The organism is Bacillus sp. ISL-18, from assembly GCF_018613415.1.
Taxonomy (GTDB): domain Bacteria; phylum Bacillota; class Bacilli; order Bacillales; family Cytobacillaceae; genus Neobacillus.
Map to the genome: position 1 here is coordinate 643,736 of NZ_JAGGQG010000002.1, position 18,324 is coordinate 662,059.

The following is an 18,324-nucleotide window of genomic DNA, read 5'->3' on the forward strand; positions in this document are numbered from 1 at the left end:
ATGAGCACTATTTTTTCGTCTATTCTAACCATATTCTTTGCGATACCGGTTTTAGGGACCATTCTTGTCTATACTGTAATAAAGCTATTATTAAAATCTACAAAAAAAGCACTGCATAGGGCTCTTGATTATACAACTATTTTGTATATTATTTCCGTTCACTTTTTAATTGTCACTCTATGGGGAAAATCGTTTTTTTGGTTAATAATACTAGTAATGCTTTTAATCGCAATGGTGTTTGTTTTCGTTCATTGGAAGGTTAAGGAGGAAATCATCGTCAAACGAGTATGGAAAGGTTTTTGGCGTTTTAATTTTATCTTATTTTTTTTCGCCTATTTTGTCCTTACCTTTTATGGTTTAGTATCCCGAGCCATCACCTTTAGTTTTTCATCCTAATTAGAGCAAAAGTTTTCTTTAATTAGGGATGATAATGGTATACTCGTTTAAGAATGAATCATGGTAACAGAAAGGAAGTACATGGATGGAGATTTTAAATCTCTCTTTGCCGGCAACAAATCGATTTGCATCGAATTATTTGGAACAATCTATGGAAATCCAGCCTTTTTTTCATTATCGCTATAATGACGTCCAAGAAGATAAGAAAAGAATGCTTGAGTTAAACGATAGACCATTTCCACGCATCGAGGTTGCTCAGCATATTGAGAGCTTTATGGAGAGTTTTCCCTCTTCAGAAGCTGTGAAGAAGTCAATTAATAAACTTAAACAACCTGATAGTCTTGTCGTAATTGGCGGTCAGCAGGCAGGAATCCTTACAGGACCCCTCTATTCTATACATAAAGTAATTTCGATTATAAAGCTGGCAGAACAAAAAGAAAGACAGCTTGGTGTTCCGGTTATTCCTGTTTTCTGGATTGCAGGAGAGGATCATGATTTTCAGGAAGTTAATCATGTGTATGTCCAAACAGAGCAGAAGGCAGATAAATGGGTGTATCCTGAAAAGGTCCTTCAAAAGAAAATGGTATCTGATATTGGGTTGGATAAAGACATTTGTCTGTCATGGGTCCAGAACTTAATAAAAAATTTTGGTGAAACCGAATACACCAATGGACTGTTAGCATTTGCGGAAAAGCAAATAGTAAAATCAATCAATTTTGTTGATTTCTTTGCCAACCTTATTATGGAACTGTTTAAGGATTATGGGCTGCTGATCGTTGACTCTGGTAACAAGGAATTTCGTGAGTTACAAAAGGGTTTTTTCGAGCAGCAGATTAACCATCACGACGTGATCACTTTCTCTTTGTTAGAGCAGCAAAAGCAAATAGAAAAGAAAGGATTTCCAAATGCGATTGATGCATCAGAGAAAGCCGCCAATCTCTTCTATTATCATCAACGGTTAAATGAGAGGATTCTGCTGGAGTTTGATCGTGAGAACGATTGCTTTGTGGGTAAAAGTGGGGCAATTTCCTTTTCAAAAGAGGAATTACTTACATTAGCAAATGAAAATCCTGCTGTATTAAGCAACAATGTGGTAACACGTCCCTTAATGCAAGAATGGCTTTTCCCGACCATTGCCTTTATTGCTGGTCCAGGCGAAATCGCTTATTGGGCGGAATTAAAACTTGTGTTTGAGCATTTTCATATAAAAATGCCGCCGATTGTCCCGCGTTTAAATATCACCTTCTTAGATCGATCAATAGAAACGGATTTAGCCGAATTAAATCTAAATCTGAGTGATGTGTTAAGCAATGGTACTAAGCAGGAAAAAGAAAGGTTTTTAGAAGCGATTAAAGACCAAGAACTTGAACAGTTATTTACAAGTACAACAGATCAGTTACTGAAGCAGTACAAACTAATCGAGGCGAAAACGGAGCAGTTAGACCGTGGTCTTTTGCCAATGCTCAAGAAAAATGAAGATTATTTGTTAAAAGAGATTGGTTTCATGCAATCGAAACTTGAAGAGTCCGTAAAACAAAGACACGATACGATCTTAAAAAAATATGCTCGTGTGGATCTTGCTTTACGGCCAGATGGTTCCCCCCAAGAGCGGGTTTGGAATATCTTTTATTATTTAAACCAATATGGTCCACACTTTATAGCAGATATTATGACTGGCAGCTACGAATTCGATGGCAGGCATAAGGTCATAAAACTATAAATTATAACTCCACCTTTAGCGGTGGAGTTTTTCTTTTTTTTTCTAAAAAATCGCGGCTAAAAAAGGATTTTTTTGAAAGTGGGGCGAATAGTTAAAAAATAGGTGGTGGAAAGTGGGGGATTGTGGTACATTTTTAATAGAAAGTGGGGGTAATGGGTATGTTCATGGGTGAGTACCATCACAGCATTGATACAAAAGGCCGTTTAATTGTGCCCTCCAAATTCCGTGATGAACTTGGTGACATGTTTATCATCACGCGAGGATTGGATCAATGTTTGTTTGGTTACCCAGTTTCTGAGTGGGGGCTGATTGAAGAGAAATTAAAAGGCCTGCCGCTTACAAAAAAAGATGCCCGTGCTTTTACTAGATTCTTCTTTTCCGGAGCGACAGAAAGTGAACTGGATAAACAAGGAAGAATTAATATCCCTGCACCACTATTGCAATATGCTAAATTAGAGAAAGAATGTGTTATTTTGGGTGTTTCCAATCGAATTGAAATCTGGAGCAAGCAGATTTGGGAGGATTATTTTACACAATCTGAAGAATCTTTTGCTGAAATAGCAGAAAATATGATTGGCTTTGATATATAATGGGAAAAGTTATATTAATATATTACTCATATATATCGTTCGATTGGAAAAGGAAGGTACGTAAATGTTTGAACATACAACTGTGTTATTAAATGAAGCTGTTGACGGATTAAATATTAAGTCAGATGGCATCTATGTAGATTGTACGCTGGGAGGGGCAGGTCACAGCTCTCTCATTCTTTCACGACTAGGCGCGGGTGGAAGACTCTATGCATTTGACCAAGATGAAATAGCGATTGCTAATGCGAAAGAGAAATTAGCCGAATACGGTGATCAATTAATTATTATTAAAAGTAATTTCTTAAACTTAAAAGAAGAGCTTGAAAACCGTGGAATTGAAAAGGTAGATGGAGTTTTATATGACTTGGGAGTTTCTTCACCGCAGCTCGATACACCGGAGCGGGGGTTTAGTTACCACCATGATGCCCCGTTGGATATGAGAATGGATAATGAAGCTGATATCTCCGCATACAACGTGATTAATCATTGGTCATATGAAGACCTCGTTCGAATCTTTTTTCGTTATGGGGAAGAGAAATTTTCCAAACAAATCGCCCGAAAAATTGAAAGTGCCAGAGCGATTAAGCCAGTTGAGACAACTGGAGAGCTGGTGGAGTTAATTAAGGACGCCATTCCAGCGCCTGCAAGACGAAAGGGCGGACATCCTGCCAAACGAGTTTTTCAAGCGGTCAGAATCGCTGTTAATGATGAACTGGCTGTATTTGAACAGTCTCTCAATCAAGCCATTGACTTATTAAATCCTGAGGGGAGAATAAGTGTGATTACCTTCCATTCCCTTGAGGATCGAATTTGTAAGGCAGCCTTTAAAAAGGCAAGTGAGACACCCCCATTACCACATGGTCTACCCATCATTCCAGATGAGTATAAACCTATTTTAAAACTAGTTTCGCGTAAACCGATTCTCCCATCTGAAGCAGAATTGGAGCAAAACAACCGGGCACGATCAGCAAAACTTCGGATTGCTGAAAAATTATAAAAACTTATATGCGCACGTTTTCCGTGCGCTAAAGCTGACATTTTTGGAGAAAACGAAGATTAGATGATAGAATCTGGAGGGGAAGTATTTGAGTAATCTTGCCAGGAAAGTATTAGAACAGCAACAAGCCGAGCAATCCGTTCAAATTAAACGACAAGTAAAAATTAAAAAGTCCTGGCTGACTCCGGGGGAAAAAATCATTGGAGTGGTCTTTGCTGGAATGGTTTGTTTTGGGGCAATCCATCTTGTCTCCAATCAATCCAAAATCTATGAAGCGAACAAAGACCTCCAATCTGTTCAGGATAAGATAACTGAACAGGAAAAAGTGAATGGGGATCTCAAGGTTCAAGTAAGTGAACTAAGTTCTTATGACCGAATATTCGCAAAAGCAAAGGAAATGGGTTTAGTAAAAGATGAAAATAACATCAAGGTCGTGCAGCAGAAATGAATAGGAAACAGCCATATATGAATGTGGGAGCAGCGATATTGTTTGTGATATTCGGCCTGCTCTTTTTTGTATTGATTTGCCGGTATTTTTCAATTGAAATAACAGGAGAAGTAAATGGACAGCCTCTTGCTGCCAAGGCACAGCAGAAATACAATCGCGAGGGAACCTTGCAGGCTAACAGGGGAATGATCTACGACCGTAATGGCGTAGCGGTTGCTGAGGATACAGCCTCCTATAAACTCATTGCCATCTTAGATAAGAAGATGACAACCAATCCTAAAAAACCGCAACATGTCGTGAATCTTAACAAAACGGCAGAAGAACTATCGAAATATATAAAATTAGATGAATCTGAGATTTATAGTATCTTATCAAATGGGAAAAAGAAGAAAAAGTTTCAAGTAGAGTTTGGTAAGGAAGGCCGGGATATCGATTTCAATACAAAGAAAAAAATTGAAAACTTAAAACTCCCTGGTATTACTTTTTCTCGTGATTCAAAACGCTTTTATCCAAATGGAATTTTCGCCTCGCATGTAGTCGGCTATGTAGACCGGACTGAGGAAAATGACGGAACCTATAAAACTGTCGGGAAAATGGGAATTGAAAAAACCTTTAACAAACAATTGACAGGAAAAAATGGCAGTATTAACTATGAGAGTGACTTATGGGGATATATCCTGCCTGACGGTAAAGAAAAAATATCCGCAGCGCAAAATGGTAATGATATTTATTTAACGATTGATCAAAAGATTCAAACCTTCCTAGAAGATGCGATGGATCAAGTGGTAAAGAATTATAAACCAAAAAAGATAATTGCGATTGTTGCAGACCCTAAAACAGGGGATATTTTAGCGATGGGCCAGCGTCCGTCATTTCAACCGGAAACAAAAGAAGGAATTACGGATAGCTGGCATAATGAAGCGATTGAAACATCCTACGAACCAGGTTCAACCATGAAAATCTTTACTCTTGCAGCCGCTGTTCAGGAGGGAGTATTTAATCCAAATGAAAAGTATCAATCTGGATCATTTAAAGTAACAGAAAAAAGTCAAACGATTCATGATCACAATTATTCAGGCTGGGGATCGATTACCTATCTAGAAGGAGTTCAACGCTCGTCCAATGTGGCGTTTGCTAAAATAGCAAAAGAAAAGTTAGGTTTCGAGAGATTTAGGGAATATTTAACCAAATTTGGTTTTGATAAACCGACAGGAATTGAACTTCCTAATGAGACATCAGGAAAAATTCAATATCACTACCCAATTGAAAAAATCACCACAGCCTATGGACAAGGTACGGCGATTACCGCCATTCAACAAATTCAAGCGGCAACCGCAATTGCAAATGATGGAAAAATGTTACAGCCCCATGTTGTAAAGAAAATTGTCGATCACGATACAGGAAAGACGATCGAGAAAACCTCACCGAAAGTCGTTTCAACACCGATTTCGGCTGGGACGGCTAAAGAGGTGCGGGATATTCTAGAAACGGTTGTGACCTCGCCTAAAGGCACAGGAGCACGTTACAAAATTGACGGTTATAGTGTTGCTGGTAAGACAGGGACAGCTAACATTCCTGGGCCTAATGGTAAATATTTATCAGGTGTGAATAATTACGTCTTTTCCTTCTTAGGGATGGCACCAAAAGATGACCCGAAACTAATTGTTTATGTAGCCGTACAACAGCCTGAGCTTCAAGGGATTGAGGCGGGGCAGGGGGCGATTCCAGTCTCTGAAATTTTTAATCCGGTGATGAAAAGTAGTCTAAATTATTTAAATATCCAACCCTCCAAGGTTGAAGTGGCGTCGATTAATAAACTGCCTAAAATGGTGGGAGAGCCTGTTCAGGATACTGTTAAAAGTTTAAAAGCAGATGGATTTGAAACGGTTGTACTAGGTAATGGTAAAAAGGTAACTGAACAGCTGCCTAAGGCTGGAACCACCATTTTAGAAGGTGAAAAGGTAATTATTAAAACTTCCGGCAAAATGACGGCACCTGATATGGCCGGCTGGTCGCTCCGTGATGTCATGAAGGTTGCTAATCTGGCCAATTTAAAATTGAATTCCAAGGGCAAGGGCTTTGTCACCTATCAAAATATTAAGCCGGATGAACCTTTAAAAAGCGGGGAATACCTCAATATCGAATTAAAAACCCCGGAAGAACAAACGACCACTAATAAGGATCAAGATGCAAATGAACAATCTAATGGTGAGCAAACCGTTCAAGACTAGTAAATGAGGTTGACCCAAAAGATTGTGATGAATAATTTTTGTACACTCTGTTGATTGGAGCGGAAGGCGCGAAGACTCCTGCGGGAGTACGGGGCAGGGGAGACCCCGCAGGAGCGAAGCGACGAGGAGGCTCCCCGTACCGCCCGCGGAAAGCGAAGCGCCTGGAGTGGAAATCAACAGACTAGTTTAATGTATAAAAAAGAAGGTGCCACTAAAAGTTTTACTTTTGGGACACCTTCTTTTACTTTACTACAAAGGTTGTCCCGTTCTATTTAGATAAGTACAAGCATATAAATGAACGATACTGAAAGTGAATGTGGAATAAAGGAGGATCATTCATTATATGCGTGTTTCTAATGTTACTGTTCGAAAGCGGCTAATGATTGCACTATTCGTTGGATTCCTTGCCTTCTTAATTATTGATGTTCGCCTTGGATACGTTCAGTTTGTTCTTGGTGATATGCTGACCGATAAAGCAAAAGGTTCGTGGAGCCGGAATATCCCTTTTGAACCGGAGCGGGGCAAAATTGTAGATCGGAATGGGGTGGCGTTAGCAACCAATATTAGTGCGCCCACCGTCTATGTAATTCCACGGCAAATTAAAGACCCGGCGACCACAGCTGAGAAGCTTGCGTCCGTATTAAATATGTCTAAAGAAACAGCCTACCGAGAAATTACGAAAAGAGCCTCATCAGTCCGGATAAAAGAAGGCCGCAAAATCTCCCATGAAAAAGCGAAAGAAATTAGGGCTCTTGGACTAGAAGGAGTCTATGTTGGTGAAGATTCCAAACGGTATTATCCAAATGGAAGCTACCTCTCTCATGTTCTGGGCTTTACAGGAGTGGACAACCAAGGATTAATGGGTCTTGAGCAGTATTATGATAAAGAATTGAGTGGTGAAAGAGGTGCTGTGAAATTCTATGCCAATGCTAAAGGGGAAAGAATGAATGACATGGCAGATGACTATGAACAGCCCACGAAAGGGCTTGATTTACAATTAACCATTGATTCAAAAATACAAACAATCGTTGAAAGAGAGCTAGATATCGCACAAGCAAAGTATAATCCCGATGGTATCGTTGCCATCGCAATGAATCCGAATAACGGCGAAATATTGGCGATGTCGAGCCGGCCGACGTTTGATCCCGCTAATTTTCGAAATGTTTCTCAAGAGGTCTACAATCGAAACCTCCCAGTTTGGTCGACCTATGAACCTGGGTCAACCTTTAAAATAATCACTCTTGCTGCTGCCTTGAATGAAGGAAAGGTCAACTTGGAGAAAGAGCATTTTCATGATTCAGGCTCTGTGCAGGTAGCCGGGGCAAGGTTAAAGTGCTGGAAAAGAGGCGGCCACGGTGACCAAACCTTTCTCGAGGTTGTCGAAAACTCTTGTAACCCGGGTTTTGTAGAGCTGGGAGAACGGTTAGGAAAGGATAAGCTCTTTAAGTATATTAAGGATTTTGGATTTGGCCAAAAGACTGGTATTGATTTGCAAGGCGAAGGAACAGGAATATTATTTAATTTAAACCGGGTTGGTCCAGTTGAACAAGCGACGACGGCTTTTGGACAGGGTGTGTCTGTTACACCAATCCAACAAATTACCGCGGTATCTGCCGCCATCAATGGCGGGATTCTATACAAGCCATATATAGCCAAAGAGCTTATTGATCCGGTTACAAAAGAAGTCGTGATGAGAAATACGCCTGTAGTAAAGAGACGGGTTATTACAGAAAAAACATCGAAAGAAATCCGTAGTGCATTAGAAAGTGTTGTGGCAAAGGGTTCAGGTGGAAGGGCGTTTATTGAAGGGTATCGAGTTGGAGGAAAGACAGGAACAGCGCAAAAAGCACAGAATGGAAGATACCTTGAAAATAACTTTATTGTTTCCTTTATGGGGTTTGCGCCTGCAGACGACCCGCAAATTGTCATCTATGTAGCAGTTGATAATCCGAAAGGGGTTACTGCCTTCGGGGGTACCGTCAGTGCTCCGATTGTTGGTGCGATTATGAAAGACAGCTTAAGTGCAATGGGAGTGAAACCGCGTAAGGATCAAATAGAGAAAGAAATCAAATGGCCTGATGTACCTTTGGTGAAGTTACCAGACTTTGTTGGCATGTCAAAAAGTGAACTTCAAGAACAGCTTATTAATCTTTCAATTGATTCTAGCGGCGAAGGGGATGTGGTGGTGAGACAATCTCCGGATCCGGGCACGAAGGTAAAAGAAGGCTCGAAAGTAAGACTTTACTTTGGTAAAGGGGACTAAATAAATCAATAACATAAAAATTTTAGGCGGCCGGAATGTTTTCCGCCGCCTAAAATTTTTATTACGGATTCATTACTAAATGGTAAAATAAAATATTTTAATGTAAAATAAGATGGAACTTTCGTAAGGATTTACGTTTAGGCATAAACTACTGATAATAGTTATGCGCAGTAATGAGAGGATTTGAGATAACATGAAGCTACAAAAGCTGCTTGAAAATTTGCACGCCATTTTTCCTTATAACGGGGAAAACCCAGAAATTACATCAATTGAAAACGATAATAGGAAAGTGCAAAAAGGGAGCTTATTTATTTGCATTAAAGGATATACCGTGGATGGACATGATTTCGCGGAATCAGCAGTTAAGAATGGAGCAGCTGCCGTTCTTGCTGAAAGACCATTAGAGTTAGACGTTCCGGTTGTGCTAGTTAACGATACAACGAGGGCGATGGCCGTCCTTGCTGATGCTTTTTACGGACAGCCGACTAAAAGTCTTTATTTAATCGGAATAACGGGAACGAATGGGAAGACGACCACTAGCCATTTAATTGAAAAAATATTTGCCGATGCCGGGAAGAAGACGGGCTTAATTGGCACGATGTATACAAAAATCGCTGACCAGATCATTGAAACTAAAAATACCACCCCGGAAAGTCTGACGCTCCAAAAAACCTTTAATCAAATGGTGGATGCTGGCGTTAATACGGCTGTGATGGAGGTCTCATCGCATGCCCTTGATTTAGGAAGGGTTCATGGCTGTGAGTATAATGTGGCGGTTTTTACTAACCTTACACAAGACCACCTTGACTACCATCAAACAATGGAAGAATATAAGCGGGCAAAGAGCTTATTATTTGCACAGCTCGGCAATACATTTGACTTAAATAAACCAAAATATGCTGTCCTAAACGCGGATGATGAAGCTTCAGAAATGTATAGCCGTTCAACTGCTGCACATGTTGTTACATACGGAATTGAGCAAAAGGCAGATCTCAAGGCGAAAAATATTCAGATGACACCGAAGGGGACCGTCTTTGACCTTGAAATAATGGGCATTACATATCCAATCCGCATGCAGTTAATTGGCAAATTCAGTGTCTACAACGTACTGGCCAGTATTGCAGCTGCATTAGTTTCCGGGCTTGGAATGGAACAAATTATTCATTCCATTGAAAGTGTGGAGGGGGTTGCAGGAAGGGTTGAACTTGTAAATGCAGGCCAAGATTTTACCGTCATTGTTGATTATGCACATACACCGGATAGTTTAGAAAATGTATTAAAAACGATCCAGCAATTTGCTGAGAAAAAGATTTTCGTTATTGTTGGCTGCGGAGGGGATCGCGACCGCACAAAACGCCCATTAATGGCGCAGATTGCCTGTCACTTAGCAACAGACGTGATCTTGACATCAGATAATCCTCGAAGCGAGGATCCGCTAGAAATCTTGAAGGATATGGAAGCAGGAGTAAAAGGGGAAACCTATCAAGTCATTCCTGACCGGAGAAAAGCCATATATACAGCTGTGAGTCAGGCATCAGCTGGAGATATCATCTTAATCGCCGGTAAAGGGCATGAAACCTATCAAATTATTGGTAAAGAGGTTCATGATTTCGATGACCGGCTTGTTGCAAGGGAAGCGATTGAGGGGAGATAGTTATGTTTTTAGCTTTAAAAGATTTGGCACGATTGTTTACCGATAAACGGGGAACTCAAGATGAAATACTGTTCCGTACAGTGTCTGACTCAGCGGCCTTGGAACAGTCAAAAGGATTATTTGTGCCGATAAACAAAGAGTCAGGGGAACTCTTAGAGGCCATTTCCAATGGGGCTGTAGCTGCCATTTGGGAAAAAGATGTTACACTTCCGCACTACCTGCCCAACCAGTTTCCAATTTTTTTAACAAAGGATCCGGCGGAAGCATTAAGAGATATCATTAATCTTTATATAGAAAAAATAGATGGAGAAACGAACAAGCATATGGAGAGAACAATTTTTAAAATTTCAAACAAAAAACTTCTTAATAAAAATAACCAAACATATGATATTGCTGGGCAACTGGCAATGCTAAAATCAGAAAATAATCAGGAAAGGAGGGGATAAAATGAAGGAGCAAGTTATTTTTTTCACAATAATAATGGGGTTTTTGATCTCAGTTTTGCTTTCTCCCATTTTTATTCCCTTCTTGCGAAGATTGAAATTTGGACAAAGTATTCGAGAGGAAGGTCCTAAATCGCACCAGAAAAAATCTGGTACCCCGACAATGGGGGGAGTAATGATTTTATTTTCAATTATCATAACTACGCTGGTCATGATTGCCAAATTTGCAGACCATACACCAGTAACAGCTTTTTTACTCTTGTTTGTCACATTTGGATTTGGCCTGCTAGGGTTTTTAGATGACTTTATTAAGGTTGTATTAAAACGTAACCTCGGACTTACATCAAGGCAAAAATTATTAGGGCAAATTATTATATCTGTCATCTTTTATCTAATCTATAAACATACTGGTCAGTCAACAGAAATCAAGTTTCCTTTTGGGGATTTTTCGATTGATTTGGGCTGGGGATATGTGTTATTAATTATTTTCTGGCTAGTCGGCTTCTCAAATGCGGTCAATCTAACAGATGGTCTCGACGGTTTGGTGTCAGGCACCGCAGCGATTGCTTTTGGAGCTTTTGCTGTGCTCGCTTGGAATCAAAATCAGTTTGAAATCGCCGTGTTCTCGGTAGCCGTTGTTGGAGCGGTGTTAGGTTTCTTGGTATTTAACGCTCATCCTGCCAAAGTGTTTATGGGTGATACAGGATCATTAGCGTTAGGAGGGGCGATTGCCGCGATTGCCATCTTAACAAAGCTGGAAATCCTGCTGATTATCATTGGCGGTGTATTTGTAATTGAAACCTTGTCGGTCATTCTTCAGGTAGCTTCTTTTAAGACTACCGGGAAACGGATCTTCCGAATGAGCCCCTTGCATCATCATTATGAACTAGTGGGCTGGTCGGAATGGCGCGTTGTGGTAACATTTTGGAGTGTTGGATTAATATTAGCGATACTAGGAATCTATATTGAGGTGTGGTTGTAAGTGAAACAGATCGAATCTTATCGTTATAAAAAAATTCTTGTACTGGGTTTAGCTAAAAGTGGTGTGACGGCAGCCTCTTTGTTACATAAGCTTGGAGCGTTTGTTACTGTAAATGATAAAAAGCCATTATCTGAAAATCCCGAGGCTCAAGGATTACTAGAGCAGGGGATAAAGGTAATATGTGGTGAGCACCCAATCGAACTATTGGATGAGGGTTTCGAACTGATTGTGAAAAACCCTGGTATTCCTTATCATAATCCAATGATTGAAGGGGCAATTGAAAAGGGGATTCCTGTCATTACTGAGGTGGAGCTCGCGTATGAAATTTCTGAAGCTCCCTTTATAGGGATTACCGGTACGAATGGGAAAACAACAACGACTACCCTTGTCTATGAAATGATGAAGGAAGGGAACAAGGAGCCGTTAATAGCAGGTAATATTGGTACGGTTGCTTCTGGTGTTGCCCAAAAGGCGACAGAGGACAATACCATTGTCATCGAACTCTCGTCTTTTCAATTAATGGGAATTAACAACTTTACTCCGAAAATAGCGATCATTACTAACCTTTATGATGCCCATCTGGATTATCATGGCACCAGAAAGGAATACATTCAGGCGAAGGCCAATATTACGAAAAACCAGTCTGAACTTGACTATTTAGTCATTAATGCCGACCAAGAAGAAACAATGGAAATTGCTCGCAATTCAAAAGCGACAATCATTCCTTTCTCTACTAAGAAGGAACTCTCAGAGGGAGCTTGTATTAAGGATGGCTGGTTAATCTTTAATCGTGAGCCGGTTATGGAAATAGGTGAAATCGTACTGCCGGGGCTACATAACCTCGAAAATATCTTATCTGCCATGGCCGCTGCCAAACTATCAGGCGTAGAAAACAGCGCAATCCAAACCGTCCTCAAAACCTTTACGGGTGTCAGGCACCGTTTGCAATATGTCGCTGAGGTAAATGGCAGGAAGGTTTATAATGATTCGAAGGCTACGAATATCTTAGCCACCATTAAAGCTTTATCGGCGTTTAAGGCACCGACGATTTTACTTGCAGGCGGACTTGACCGCGGTAATGAGTTTGATGAGCTGCTTCCGTATTTAACCAATGTAAAAGCGTTAATCACGTTTGGTCAGACAGCTCCTAAGCTTGAACGGGTTGGAAAGCTTGCCGGAATAAATTCTATCAGCCGTGTCGATAATGTTGAAAAGGCAGTGCCGGAAGCTTATCGATATTCAGAACCTGGCGACATCATCCTTTTATCACCTGCTTGTGCAAGCTGGGATCAATATAAAAGTTTTGAAGTCCGGGGAGACATTTTTATCGAAGCGGTGCATAAGCTTAAGTAAGGGCTTGTCCAAAGAAAAGCTCAAAGCGCCGCTCGCGCGCTTTGAGCAGGACACTTATCGAAGTTAAGCTTATAACTTTTGATCTAGCGGCCCTAAAACACGTGGTTTGAGGTGGATAGTGGTGCCGACAAAGAGAACAACTCCCGACTTTATCTTAATGATTGTAACGTTCACACTGCTGGCAATCGGGCTCATCATGGTATACAGCGCTAGTGCCGTCTGGGCCGAATATAAATTCCAAGATTCCTTTTTCTTTGCAAAAAGGCAAACCCTCTTTGCTGGGGTGGGAATCGTTGCGATGTTTTTTATTATGAACGTAAATTACTGGACGTGGAGAACTTATGCCAAAACAATCCTCATTGTTTGTTTTGTTCTGTTAGTACTCGTGTTAATTCCCGGGATCGGGAATGTTCGAAATGGTTCAAGAAGCTGGATTGGGGTAGGGGCATTCTCCATCCAGCCATCCGAATTTATGAAACTTGCCATGATCGCTTTTTTAGCAAAATATTTATCAGAACGCCAAAAATTCATTACCTCCTTTAAAAAGGGCCTTATGCCTTCCCTGGGTCTTGCCTTTGTTGCCTTTGCTATGATTATGCTTCAGCCAGACTTAGGAACAGGAACAGTAATGATGGGGACTTGTGTGGTTATGATCTTTATTGCGGGCGCTCGAACCAGTCATTTTGCTTTTTTGGGTCTTCTGGGAGTAGCAGGGTTTGTTGGGCTAATTGCTTCTGCACCCTATCGGATTAAGCGGATCACCTCTTTCCTTGATCCTTGGTCGGATCCATTGGGGAGTGGATTTCAAATTATTCAATCCCTTTATGCGATTGGTCCGGGGGGGCTATTCGGCTTAGGACTTGGGGAGAGCAGGCAGAAGTTTTTTTACTTACCAGAACCGCAGACAGACTTTATCTTTGCGATCCTATCAGAAGAACTTGGCTTTATTGGCGGCTCCTTCATATTGCTTTTGTTTGCCCTTTTGTTATGGCGGGGCATTCGGATTGCTCTTGGTGCACCTGATCTATATGGAAGCTTCCTTGCTGTTGGAATTATTGCGATGGTGGCCATTCAAGTTATGATAAATATTGGTGTTGTTACCGGGCTAATGCCGGTTACAGGTATTACTCTGCCATTCTTAAGTTACGGAGGATCCTCATTAACATTAATGCTAATGGCAATCGGTGTTCTCCTGAATATCAGCCGATATTCACGCATCTAAATTGAATTGATACCCTGTTCACTCGGCAGGGTTCTTTTTATGTTTTAACTGTTATTTAAAAAGGCAGCATTTTAGTCTATCGTTAAATAGATAATGAATACATCTCTAAAATCGGGGTGTACTTTCTTTATTACAATTAAATAACATTATATTTAATGGCATATTTTCTTTTGTTTTTATAGTAGAATGTGTTTAGCAACTTTTTAGAGGTGAGAAAATGAAAGTAGTAGTAAGTGGCGGAGGGACCGGTGGACATATATATCCTGCTCTCGCACTCATTAGAGAAATTCAAAAAGAAAACAAACAAACAGAATTCTTATATATTGGAACAACAAATGGCTTAGAAAGCAAGCTTGTCCCAAGGGAAAAGATCGAGTTTAAATCGATTCATATTACTGGTTTTAAAAGGAAACTATCGTTTGATAATGTAAAAACCATTATTAGATTTATAAAAGGTGTTCAGGATAGTAAGAGAATTCTAAAAGAGTTCCAACCCGATATAGTAATCGGTACGGGTGGTTATGTATGCGGTCCTGTCGTTTATGCTGCAAAGGGACTTGGAATTCCAACCATTATTCACGAGCAGAATAGTGTACCCGGTTTAACGAATAAATTTTTAAGCCGATATGTAAACAAAATCGCTATTTGTTTTGAAGAAGCAAAGGAATATTTTCCAAGTGAAAAAGTTGTTTTTACGGGAAATCCGAGAGCTTCCGAGGTGCTTGGTAAGGATGGAATTAAAGGACGTCTATCAGCGGGACTTAGTGCTACGAAACCAGCCGTTCTTATTTTTGGCGGGAGCCGTGGGGCTCGGCCGATTAATGAAGCCGTTGTAAAAGCACTCGCTGAACTAGCAGAAAAACCATACCAAGTTCTCTATATTACGGGTGACGTCCATTATGAGGCTGTCCAAAAAGAAGTAGAGCTAGTGGGAAATCCAAAAAATGTGGTGATAAAGCCATTTATTCATAACATGCCAGAGGTGCTGGCGGGAATTGATTTGGTTGTATCAAGAGCGGGAGCCACCACACTTGCCGAATTAACTTCATTAGGAATTCCAAGTATTCTAGTCCCAAGTCCCTATGTAACCAATAACCATCAAGAAAAAAACGCCAGGTCTTTAAGTGATCATGGGGCAGCACAATTACTGTTAGAGAAGGATTTAAATAATAAAAGTCTGGTCAGCCAGATTGATCGCATTCTCTTAAACAATGAACATTTAAAAGATATGAAAGCTAAAGCTAAAAAAATGGGCGTTCCTGATTCAGCCGGACGGCTTTATGAGGTAATGAAACAACTTGTAAAAACAAATCAGAAGTCGCCCAAATAAATTTCTTGCATAAACTGAAAAAAACGCATCTAGGAAAGTTAGGTGGTATAGATGGACGCAATTGTAACAGAATTACAAAACTTAAATATTGGAAAAGTGAAGACAAATGAACCATTGTTAAATCATACGACAATAAAAATTGGTGGTCCTGCCGACCTTTTTATTGAACCTTCATCAATTGATAACTTAAAAAAGGCCATGGCAGTAATTGAAAAGAATGGCCTTAAATGGCGGGCCATTGGCAGAGGGTCTAATCTGTTAGTCTCGGATAAAGGGATAGAAGGGGCAGTTATAAAGCTAGGCTCGGGATTAGACCACCTCGAAATCAATGAAACTGAAATTACCGTCGGCGGTGGATATTCCCTTGTCAGTCTGGCTACTTCCATTAGTAAAAAAGGGCTTTCTGGCCTTGAGTTTGCCAGCGGCATTCCTGGTTCGGTTGGCGGGGCAGTATATATGAATGCTGGTGCACATGGATCAGATATTAGCAAAATCTTAACGAAAGCCCATATTTTGTTTGATGACGGGTCGATGGAATGGCTGACAAATCAAGAAATGGAATTTTCGTATCGAACGTCTATTCTTCAAAAGAAACGCCCTGGAATCGTATTAGAAGCAGTTTTTAAGCTTTCCCAAGGTGACCGTGCAGCAATTGTTGCGCAAATGCAAAAAAATAAGGATTATCGAAAAGAAACACAGCCATGGAATTTTCCTTGTGCAGGCAGTATTTTCCGCAATCCCCTTCCGAATTATGCTGGTAAATTAATTGAGGATGCTGACTTAAAGGGCTATAGCATCGGTGGGGCAAAAATATCAGAAATGCACGGGAATTTCATTGTGAATGCCGGCAATGCAACTGCGGAAGATGTCCTATCATTAATACAATATGTAAAGGATACAATCTTTCGTTTATATCAGATTAAAATGGAAACAGAAGTGGAGATTATCGGTAGATAACCTTACTATTCCTGTAAGAAATTTCTTACGAATGACAAAAATTGTGATATAATTACAAATAATAATAATACGTGGATACTAGCAAGAAAATCAGTGACGGCATGAATTTTCGTGCCGTTGTTTCTCTTTATAGTGGCCGTTATGTAAAATGGACAAGCCTTGGGGCAACTGCTTATAGTTTTAAAGTTTCATACATATTTCAAAATTGTACTCACGCTTTTCTTTTGGAGGAGAGTTTAGGGATGGAAAATGGTAAAATCGTTGCTCTTGAGGATCGTATACCAAAACTGAAGGAGCAAAGACGACGAAAGGCAAATAGACGTCTTGTACTCCTGCTGATTTTGTTTTTTACAGTAATAGTCGTTGTTGCCTATTCCCAATCTCCATTAAGTCATGTAAAACATATTATTGTGACAGGGAATGAAGTATATTCTGATCAGGAAATCATGAAGGCGAGTGGTATTACAACACAATCGAATATTTGGAAGGTAAAAAAAAGTAATGTTGCTTCAAAACTTGACCATTTATCAGAAATCAAAAAGGCAACAGTTCAGATTAAATGGCCTAATTCTATTCAAATCCAAGTGAAAGAACATATAAGAGTTGCTTACCTTAAAAATGGTAAAAACTACCTTCCTATTATGGAAAACGGTAAGATTTTAAAGGACAGAAAAACGGAAATAATCCCAGTTAATTCTCCGATTCTTTTCGAATTTAAGGAAGGTTCGGTTCTTAACCTAATGGTAAAAGAGTTAGAAAAACTTCCAATTGAAATTACAAACTCCATTTCCGAAATACATTATACTCCGAAAAAAACTGATCAGTATCATATTTCCTTATTTATGAATGACGGGTTTGAAGTGAGCGCAACGCTAAGAAGTTTTTCAGAAAAGATGGTACATTATCCTTCCATTATTAGCCAATTAGACCCAGCAAAGAAAGGATTAATTGACTTGGAAGTAGGTTCCTATTTTAAGGCTTTTGGATCGGATGTGGAGGGAAAAAACGGTGAATAAGATAAAGGTAAAAGGGAAGTACTTTATCTTGTCACTCGTTTGCTTGGTTTTGGGGTTTATGGTTGCCTTTTCGTATCACCTTACCCAAATTAAACTTCAAAATGAAAAACGGAATCTTTCAGGTACTCAGTATGAAGAAACCCTAGGATTAAGAAACCAATTAATTGTTCAAGAGGAAACAAATCGCAAACTGCAAAAGGAATTAAATCAGAAGCAGGGCGAGGTCCTGAAAAATGAGAAAAATCTTTCGAAGGAGACTGAAAGTTTCCTTAATCTTGCAGAAGATGCAGAGAAATATCGGATGTTTCTTGGAAAAGTAGAGGTAAAAGGGAAGGGTGTGCGAGTGACTCTTTCTGATGGAGCCTATGACCCAAAAGAAGATAATGTGAACAATTACCTTGTTCATGAACAGCATGTTTTTAAAGTAATCACCGAATTGTATATCTCTGGAGCTGCAGTTGTAGCCATTAACGGACAGAGGCTGACCAGCCATTCCTATATTGTCTGTAATGGACCGGTTATTACAGTTGATGGGATGCCGTATCCAGCACCGTTTGTCATTACGGCGATAGGTGATCCGGATGTTCTTTCTTCTTCATTAAACCTTACAGGTGGAGTGAAGGATCAATTAGTAAATGACAATGTCGTTTTTTCGATGGAAAAGGAGGATGAAATCGTCCTTAATCCAATCTTAGGCAGCTAATTTTTGTCCACATGAAATG

Annotated in this window: 16 protein-coding genes; all 16 read left to right on the forward strand. The window is 40.0% G+C overall.

Annotated elements, in window-relative coordinates; translation table 11 throughout:
* The 16 genes from J7E81_RS03255 (at position 1) to J7E81_RS03330 (ending at position 18,305) form a co-directional block, all read left to right on the forward strand.
* On the forward strand, positions 1-396 hold the full coding sequence (locus J7E81_RS03255) for a DUF3397 domain-containing protein (protein ID WP_215040693.1): 396 nt from the start codon (positions 1-3) through the stop codon (positions 394-396).
* 85 nt (positions 397-481) lie between these two features.
* Positions 482-2,116 (forward strand): bacillithiol biosynthesis cysteine-adding enzyme BshC, encoded by a 1,635-nt coding sequence (gene bshC / locus J7E81_RS03260; RefSeq protein WP_215040694.1) that lies wholly within the window; start codon positions 482-484, stop codon positions 2,114-2,116.
* 158 nt (positions 2,117-2,274) lie between these two features.
* Positions 2,275-2,706: a division/cell wall cluster transcriptional repressor MraZ gene (gene mraZ / locus J7E81_RS03265; protein ID WP_215040695.1), complete on the forward strand. Its 432-nt coding sequence runs from the start codon at positions 2,275-2,277 to the stop codon at positions 2,704-2,706.
* A 64-nt stretch (positions 2,707-2,770) separates the two neighbouring features.
* Positions 2,771-3,703, forward strand: coding sequence for a 16S rRNA (cytosine(1402)-N(4))-methyltransferase RsmH (rsmH, locus tag J7E81_RS03270; protein ID WP_215040696.1), 933 nt, complete (start codon positions 2,771-2,773; stop codon positions 3,701-3,703).
* An 88-nt stretch (positions 3,704-3,791) separates the two neighbouring features.
* Complete coding sequence (gene ftsL, locus J7E81_RS03275; RefSeq protein ID WP_215040697.1) at positions 3,792-4,151, forward strand: cell division protein FtsL; 360 nt, start codon at positions 3,792-3,794, stop codon at positions 4,149-4,151.
* On the forward strand, positions 4,148-6,382 hold the full coding sequence (locus J7E81_RS03280) for a penicillin-binding protein (protein ID WP_215040698.1): 2,235 nt from the start codon (positions 4,148-4,150) through the stop codon (positions 6,380-6,382). The genes ftsL and J7E81_RS03280 overlap by 4 nt, the downstream gene beginning before the upstream one ends.
* Positions 6,383-6,725: 343 nt before the next feature.
* Positions 6,726-8,645 (forward strand): stage V sporulation protein D, encoded by a 1,920-nt coding sequence (locus tag J7E81_RS03285; RefSeq protein ID WP_215040699.1) that lies wholly within the window; start codon positions 6,726-6,728, stop codon positions 8,643-8,645.
* Between the two features lie 193 nt (positions 8,646-8,838).
* Positions 8,839-10,299, forward strand: a complete 1,461-nt coding sequence (locus tag J7E81_RS03290) for a UDP-N-acetylmuramoyl-L-alanyl-D-glutamate--2,6-diaminopimelate ligase (RefSeq protein WP_215040700.1) — start codon at positions 8,839-8,841, stop codon at positions 10,297-10,299.
* Positions 10,300-10,301: 2 nt separating this feature from the next.
* Positions 10,302-10,745 carry a hypothetical protein gene (locus J7E81_RS03295; RefSeq protein WP_215040701.1) on the forward strand — a complete coding sequence of 148 codons (444 nt, stop codon included), beginning with the start codon at positions 10,302-10,304 and terminating at the stop codon, positions 10,743-10,745.
* Between the two features lies 1 nt (position 10,746).
* Positions 10,747-11,724, forward strand: coding sequence for a phospho-N-acetylmuramoyl-pentapeptide-transferase (gene mraY / locus J7E81_RS03300; protein ID WP_215040702.1), 978 nt, complete (start codon positions 10,747-10,749; stop codon positions 11,722-11,724).
* Positions 11,725-13,077 carry a UDP-N-acetylmuramoyl-L-alanine--D-glutamate ligase gene (gene murD, locus J7E81_RS03305; protein ID WP_215040703.1) on the forward strand — a complete coding sequence of 451 codons (1,353 nt, stop codon included), beginning with the start codon at positions 11,725-11,727 and terminating at the stop codon, positions 13,075-13,077.
* A gap of 121 nt (positions 13,078-13,198) precedes the next feature.
* Positions 13,199-14,299 carry a stage V sporulation protein E gene (spoVE, locus tag J7E81_RS03310; protein ID WP_215040704.1) on the forward strand — a complete coding sequence of 367 codons (1,101 nt, stop codon included), beginning with the start codon at positions 13,199-13,201 and terminating at the stop codon, positions 14,297-14,299.
* 217 nt (positions 14,300-14,516) lie between these two features.
* On the forward strand, positions 14,517-15,629 hold the full coding sequence (gene murG, locus J7E81_RS03315) for an undecaprenyldiphospho-muramoylpentapeptide beta-N-acetylglucosaminyltransferase (RefSeq protein ID WP_215040705.1): 1,113 nt from the start codon (positions 14,517-14,519) through the stop codon (positions 15,627-15,629).
* Between the two features lie 51 nt (positions 15,630-15,680).
* On the forward strand, positions 15,681-16,586 hold the full coding sequence (gene murB / locus J7E81_RS03320; RefSeq protein ID WP_215040706.1) for a UDP-N-acetylmuramate dehydrogenase: 906 nt from the start codon (positions 15,681-15,683) through the stop codon (positions 16,584-16,586).
* A gap of 242 nt (positions 16,587-16,828) precedes the next feature.
* Positions 16,829-17,602, forward strand: a complete 774-nt coding sequence (locus tag J7E81_RS03325) for a cell division protein FtsQ/DivIB (RefSeq protein WP_215040707.1) — start codon at positions 16,829-16,831, stop codon at positions 17,600-17,602.
* On the forward strand, positions 17,577-18,305 hold the full coding sequence (locus J7E81_RS03330; protein ID WP_215040708.1) for a DUF881 domain-containing protein: 729 nt from the start codon (positions 17,577-17,579) through the stop codon (positions 18,303-18,305). Before J7E81_RS03325 ends, J7E81_RS03330 begins: the two co-directional genes overlap by 26 nt.
* Positions 18,306-18,324: the final 19 nt, after the last annotated feature.